General features: G+C 70.8%; 7 protein-coding genes and 1 pseudogene. 3 read left to right on the forward strand and 5 right to left on the reverse strand.

Going from position 1 to position 5,384, the window contains the following annotated elements; translation table 11 throughout:
* The first annotated feature begins 267 nt into the window (after positions 1–267).
* The 3 genes from ACRDSK_RS31415 to ACRDSK_RS31425 all read left to right on the forward strand — a co-directional run bounded on the left by ACRDSK_RS31415 (position 268) and on the right by ACRDSK_RS31425 (position 1,928).
* Entirely contained in the window at positions 268–564 is a 297-nt protein-coding gene (locus ACRDSK_RS31415; RefSeq protein ID WP_431445022.1) for a hypothetical protein, read from the forward strand.
* A 109-nt stretch (positions 565–673) separates the two neighbouring features.
* Positions 674–1,561 carry a helix-turn-helix domain-containing protein gene (locus ACRDSK_RS31420; RefSeq protein ID WP_431445023.1) on the forward strand — a complete coding sequence of 296 codons (888 nt, stop codon included), beginning with the start codon at positions 674–676 and terminating at the stop codon, positions 1,559–1,561.
* 82 nt (positions 1,562–1,643) lie between these two features.
* Positions 1,644–1,928 carry a hypothetical protein gene (locus ACRDSK_RS31425; RefSeq protein WP_431445024.1) on the forward strand — a complete coding sequence of 95 codons (285 nt, stop codon included), beginning with the start codon at positions 1,644–1,646 and terminating at the stop codon, positions 1,926–1,928.
* Between the two features lie 7 nt (positions 1,929–1,935).
* Here the strand turns inward: ACRDSK_RS31425 and ACRDSK_RS31430 are convergent, their stop codons facing one another.
* The 5 genes and pseudogenes from ACRDSK_RS31430 to ACRDSK_RS31450 all read right to left on the reverse strand — a co-directional run.
* Positions 1,936–2,592, reverse strand: coding sequence for an O-methyltransferase (locus tag ACRDSK_RS31430; protein WP_431445025.1), 657 nt, complete (start codon positions 2,590–2,592; stop codon positions 1,936–1,938).
* 134 nt (positions 2,593–2,726) lie between these two features.
* Positions 2,727–3,476: a nitroreductase family deazaflavin-dependent oxidoreductase gene (locus ACRDSK_RS31435; RefSeq protein WP_431445026.1), complete on the reverse strand. Its 750-nt coding sequence runs from the start codon at positions 3,474–3,476 to the stop codon at positions 2,727–2,729.
* 139 nt (positions 3,477–3,615) lie between these two features.
* Positions 3,616–3,996 carry a hypothetical protein gene (locus ACRDSK_RS31440; protein WP_431445027.1) on the reverse strand — a complete coding sequence of 127 codons (381 nt, stop codon included), beginning with the start codon at positions 3,994–3,996 and terminating at the stop codon, positions 3,616–3,618.
* On the reverse strand, positions 3,993–5,021 hold the full coding sequence (locus ACRDSK_RS31445) for a glycoside hydrolase family 5 protein (protein ID WP_431445028.1): 1,029 nt from the start codon (positions 5,019–5,021) through the stop codon (positions 3,993–3,995). Before ACRDSK_RS31445 ends, ACRDSK_RS31440 begins: the two co-directional genes overlap by 4 nt.
* An 83-nt stretch (positions 5,022–5,104) precedes the next feature.
* Positions 5,105–5,384: pseudogene (locus ACRDSK_RS31450) on the reverse strand (ROK family transcriptional regulator); the annotation flags it as partial.

A 5,384-nucleotide genomic window follows, 5' to 3' on the forward strand; every position in this document is an offset into this window, starting at 1 on the left:
GGCCGCGGGAGTGTGGCGTCGTCGGGCCACCGGCGGGGCCGGGGGAGGACGCGCACGGCGTGCCCGGAGACCGCGCGCAGGATCGGCCGGTCGGCGCGGTTCGGCCGGCTCGCGTGGCTCCGGTGGTCCATGGTTCTCACGCTAAGACGCGGTGACACGCTTGGGTTTCATCGTCGAGCGGTCCTCAACTCTCGCCATACGGCACGTCGAGAGGCAGTCGTCCTTCGTCCGCGCTGCGACGAGCGGCGACGGGTCCGCCGGGACGGTTTGACGACCGGGTCCGCGTCGCTCACGATCGAGAAAATTTCCGGAGTTGCTGAAACGGAGGCCAGCTTGCGCGCGCATTTTCTCGGTAAGGACCCACTCTCCCAGGAGGGCCAGTCCCCGACGCTGTTCGCGACCGACCGCACCGACCGCCGGACTTTCATCGCTCAGGGTTGGGTGGTGACCGACGCTCAGGCGCTCGCCGACGTCGGCCCGGTACCGCGCGGCGAGGCGATCATCGAGATCCCGGAGGACGTGCTCCGCTTTTACACGCGGGAGTACGCAGAGGATTGTCGGTAGCGAGATTTCCGAGAAATTTCTCGGAGTTGTGGCTAAACGCCGCTAGAGTAGAAGGCAGTGTTGGCGCGCCGTCGCCGGAAGCGCGCCCAGCGACGCGACGGGACGTGTAGTGGCTGCGATTCGAACCAGCGGCGTCTCAAGCCTCCACGAGGCACGCCTCGCGCTCGGCAAGCGGCTCCGCGAGCTGCGCCGTCAGGCCGACCTGAGCGGCCGCGAGCTCGCGGAGTCGCTGTCCTGGCCGCCGTCGAAGGTCTCCAAGCTCGAGAACGGCCGCCAGTCGCCGACCGACGAGGACATCCGCGTGTGGGCCCGGGCCACGGCCAGCGAGCGCGAGGCCGACTCGCTGCTCGCCTCGCTGCACACGCTCGCGGTGCAGAACGTCGAGTGGCAGCGCCAGCTGCGCGGCGGCCTGCGGTCGCACCAGACCGAGATCGCCGCGCTCGACGCGAGCACCCGGCTGTTCCGCGCCTTCGAGTGCACGTTCGTGCCGGGGCTGCTGCAGACCGCGGAGTACGCGCGGGCGCGCTTCGCCCAGAGCGTCACCGTGCTCAAGGTGCGCGGGGACGTCACCGACGCGGTGCGGGCTCGCGTCCAGCGACAGGAGATCCTCTACCGGCCGGACAAGCGGTTCCATTTCGTGCTGACCGAGTCGGCGCTGCGGTACCGGCTGTGCCCGCCCGAGGTGATGCTGGGCCAGCTCGACCGGCTGATCTCGCTGTCCGGGCTGCCCAACGTGAAGTTCGGGATCATCGGCTTCGAGACGGCGTACGCGGTCGCGCCGACGCACGGTTTCTGGCTGCTCGACGACGAGCGGGTGATGGTCGAGACGTTCTCCGCGGAGCTGAACCTCGCCGGGCCGCAGGAGATCGAGCTGTACCGGACGATCTTCGACTCGATGGCGACCGCCGCGAGCTACGGCCGCCAGGCGCGCGAGATCATCAAGCGAGTGGTCGACGACTTATCCGTGGAGCCGTTGCCAGAGGGCAAAACGGAGTAGTCCGTTACACCGTTTCGGTACTACGGAGAAATACGGCGAAATTTTCTATCCGGCCAGGTAGCCATGGCCCTAACGTTCGCTCATGACCCGGGCATTGATCCTGGTTCGACTGAAGCCCCGGCAGCCGGACGGGTCGATGATCGGCGAGAGCCGGCGGACGTGCCATCTGGTGCCGACGCCGGAAGCCGACGCGATGCCGCAGTTTCTGACCGCTTACTGCGGACTGCGCATCGCGCCCGGGTCGGGGGAGGTGCTGTCGTCGCCGGTCGGCATGCCGTGCGAGCCGTGCCTGGCCTGCTCCCCGGTGGTGGTCCTCGACCTGCTGCGGCACGTCCGCCCCTGGCTCGGCGGCCCCGTCGAGCGGTGAGCCGCCGTCACCCCGTCACCAGGGCGAGCGCGAAGCCGTCGTATCCCTTGGCGCCCACGGTCTGCAGCATGGTCGCGTCGACGGTCGGCTCGGCCGCCATCAGCTCGGCCAGCGCCCGGCTGCCGACGACCGAGGGGTCGGTGCTGCTCGGGTCGGCCACCCGGCCGCCGCGCACCACGTTGTCCACGACGATCACGCTGCCCGGCCGGCAGAGGCCCAGCGCGGCGCGGAAGTAGTCGGGGTTATTGGGCTTGTCGGCGTCGATGAAGACCAGGTCGAACGGGCCCTCCAGGGTGGGCAGAGTGTCCAGCGCCGCGCCGACCAGCACGTCGACGCGGTCGGCGAGGCCGGCGCGGGCGATGTTGGCGCGCGCCACCTCGGCGTGCTTCGCCTCGTACTCGAGGGTGATGAGTCGCCCGTCCGCCGGCAGCGCCCGGGCGAGCCAGATCGTGCTGTAGCCGCCCAGCGTGCCGATCTCCAGGATCCGCCCGGCGCCGCGCACCCGGGCGATCAGGTGCAACAGCTTGCCCTGGTTGGCCGAGACCGCGATCTGCGGCAGGCCGGCCGCGTCGCTGGCCTCGAGGGCGGCGTCGAGCGCCGCGTCCGGCCCGACCAGCAGGCCGGAGTAGTAGCCGTCGACCGCGTCCCACTGCTCCTGTGTCATGCGCCATTCCTACAGGTGCCGGCCAGCTCCCGCTCGGCGCAACTCGGCTGCCGTTCGGCGATCAGCTCAACGGGCTGGACGCAAGCCAACGCCGCTGGTCACGCGGGGGCTCGCCGCGACTCAGCGGCCCAGCGCTACCCGTCCGCAGGCTCCAGCACGAAGACCGGGATGTCCCGGTCCGTCTTGCGCTGGTAGTCGGCGTAGTCCGGGTAGGCCTCCACGGCGGTCTCCCACCAGTCGGCCTTCTCGGCGCCGGTCACCTCGCGGGCCAGCATGTCCTGCCTGACCGCGCCGTCCTGCAGCTCGACGTGCGGGTTGGCCTTCACGTTGTGGTACCAGACGGGGTGTTTCGGCGCGCCGCCGAGCGAGGCCACCACCGCGTAGCGGCCTTCGCTCTCCACGCGCATCAGCGGTGTCTTGCGGATCTTCCCGCTCTTCGCGCCGACCGTGGTCAGGATGATCACCGGCATCCCGCGCAACGTGTTGCCCCGCGCCCCGTCGGAGGCCTCGAACTCCGCGACCTGGTTGCGGGACCGCTCGGACGCACTCGGTTCGTACTCTCCCTTGAGTGGCATGGCACAAGTCAACCTCAACAGGCCGTCGTGGGCACGTTGGCCGCTCCCGACCCGGCGTTCGTCACGGTGTTGTCCGAGCACACCACGTTGCCCAGCGCGCTCCCGCCGGACAGCGCGATGCTGAACCCCGTAGCCGGGCCCGCGGACGTCGGCGGTGTTGTGCCGGAACGTGTTGTCCCGCCCCCAGCCCTCGACGGCGACGTGCGTCTGGAACCCGTCGCGCAGCGCCGTGCTGCCGTGGTTGTCCGCGACGAGATAGCCGTTGCCCTTCACGTCCAGCCAGCTGTCCGCGAAGTTCGCCCCCGTCATCCCGGTTCCGTCGAACGTGTTGCCGGACACCTCGCCGCCGGTCGTGCCCTCCTTGAGTCGATCGCCTCGGCGCGCACGTCCGGGCCGAAGTGGTTGCCGATCGCGGCGTTGCGGTCGGGCTGCCCGTTCGGCCAGTTGCTCACCGCACCCGGACGCCGTCGACCACGGTGTGGTTCGCGCCGAGTGCCATGATGCCCTTCTGGCCGTTGGTGACCGTGAACCCGACCAGCCGCCAGTGGTCGGCCTCGAGCTGGACCGCGCGCCCGCCGGCCGTGCCGCCGCCGTCGATCACCGCGCCGCGCGAGCCGGTCAGCGTGATCGGCGCGCCGGCGGTGCCGTCGACGTCGAGCACGAACCGTCCATTGTAGACACCGTCGGCCGTGCGGATCTCGTCGCCCGGCCGGACCTGGCCCAGTGCCGTCCGCAGCGTCGCCGCGTCATGGACGTCGACGACGGCGGCCGGGCCGACCGGCGCGACGAGGCCCGCGAACAGGGCGAGCGCCGGGAGCGCGGTCGTCACCGGATCCGGTCCCGGATCCACTCGCCGGCCGGCTTGAGCCGCTCCGGGGTCGTGAACGGGCCGGACGGGCAGGTGCCCGGCTCGAAGACCGCGCCGGAGCGGAAGTCGTCCGAGTAGTTCCAGCTCGTCCAGCTGATCTGCTTGGCCGCCATCAGGTCCAGGTACCGCTGCGCCATGCCGAAGTCGTCGGGCCCGTCGCCGGTGTACTCCTGCGTGCCGAACTCGGTGACGAACATGGGGATCCGGTCCGCCGCGCGGGACAGCGCGTTCAGGTACTCGTCGCCGTGCGACGCGGCGTAGAAGTGGAAGGTGTACATGACGTTCGCCGCGTTCACCGGGTTGGCGACGACCTCGGACTCGTCGGCCCCGTCCGACACGCCCAGCGACGACCACGCCCGGGTGCCGACGATGACCGGCGTCTCCGGGTCGACCGCGCGGATCACCGGGATCAGCTCCTCGGCGTAGCTCTTGATCCGCGACCACGCGACGCCGTTCGGCTCGTTCGCGATCTCGTAGAGCAGGTTGGTGTTGCCGTTGTGCCGCCGGCCGATCTCGGTGAAGAACGTCTTCGCCCGCTCCAGGTTGTGGTACGGGTCGCCGGGGTCGAGCATGTGCCAGTCCACCAGCGCGTACATCCCGCGCTCGGTCACCTCGTCGATGATCGAGCTGACCCGGTTCGTGAAGCCCTGCGGGTCGGTCTCGTAGCCGCCTTCCTGGATGTACATGGAGATCCGCATGACGTCCGCGCCCCAGTCGCCGGCCAGCGCGTCGAGCGAGGCGTCGTTGACGCACTGGGCGTACCACTGCAGACCGTGCGTGCTCATCCCGCGCAGCTGCACGGCCGCGCGGTCGGCGTTGCACAGCCGCACGCCGCAGACGGCCAGCTGACCGTTGGCTTGGGCGGGACCCGGCGCAGCGGTGCGCGCCGGCGGTGGGGCCGGTGGGGCGGCGATCGCGGGCGCGGCGACCAGCAACGGTGCCGCCAGCGCGAGGGCCGAGAGCAGCAGGACGGTACGGCGGGACATGACGATCTCCTCCCCGACAGGGACCGGTGCTGTTAGTAAGCCAGTCTTCCTATTGTCGGTCAAGGGTCTAGACCAGTTCGCGGTTACCGTTCAACGGCGCAACGCCGGCGCAGCAGCGAGCCGCGGACCTCGGCGAGCGTGGCGGCCAGGCAGCCGAGCAGCACGGCGTCCTCGGTCAGGCCGCTGGCGGCGACGGCGGTGTCCAGCACCGACAGCCCGCGCAGTGCCCGGCCGACCGCCTCCGCGAGCGTGGTGCCGCCGGCCGTGCCGACCTCGCCGGACAGCACGACCAGCGGCGGGTCCAGCACGGCCACCACGGCGGCGAGCCCGACCGCGATGCGCACCGCGACCTCGTCGAGGAAC

Origin of the sequence: Actinophytocola sp. (genome assembly GCF_050699915.1) — a bacterium.
GTDB lineage: Bacteria > Actinomycetota > Actinomycetes > Mycobacteriales > Pseudonocardiaceae > Actinophytocola.

What these genes read in the sequence shown, in the direction of transcription:
- ACRDSK_RS31435 (WP_431445026.1), bottom strand. Translation starts at nt 3,476, where the DNA reads ATGACGGGGGCGAACTTCGCGGACAGCTGGCTGGACGTGAAGGGCAAC.
- ACRDSK_RS31425 (WP_431445024.1), top strand. Translation starts at nt 1,644, where the DNA reads ATGACCCGGGCATTGATCCTGGTTCGACTGAAGCCCCGGCAGCCGGAC.
- ACRDSK_RS31445 (WP_431445028.1), bottom strand. Translation starts at nt 5,021, where the DNA reads ATGTCCCGCCGTACCGTCCTGCTGCTCTCGGCCCTCGCGCTGGCGGCA.
- ACRDSK_RS31430 (WP_431445025.1), bottom strand. Translation starts at nt 2,592, where the DNA reads ATGACACAGGAGCAGTGGGACGCGGTCGACGGCTACTACTCCGGCCTG.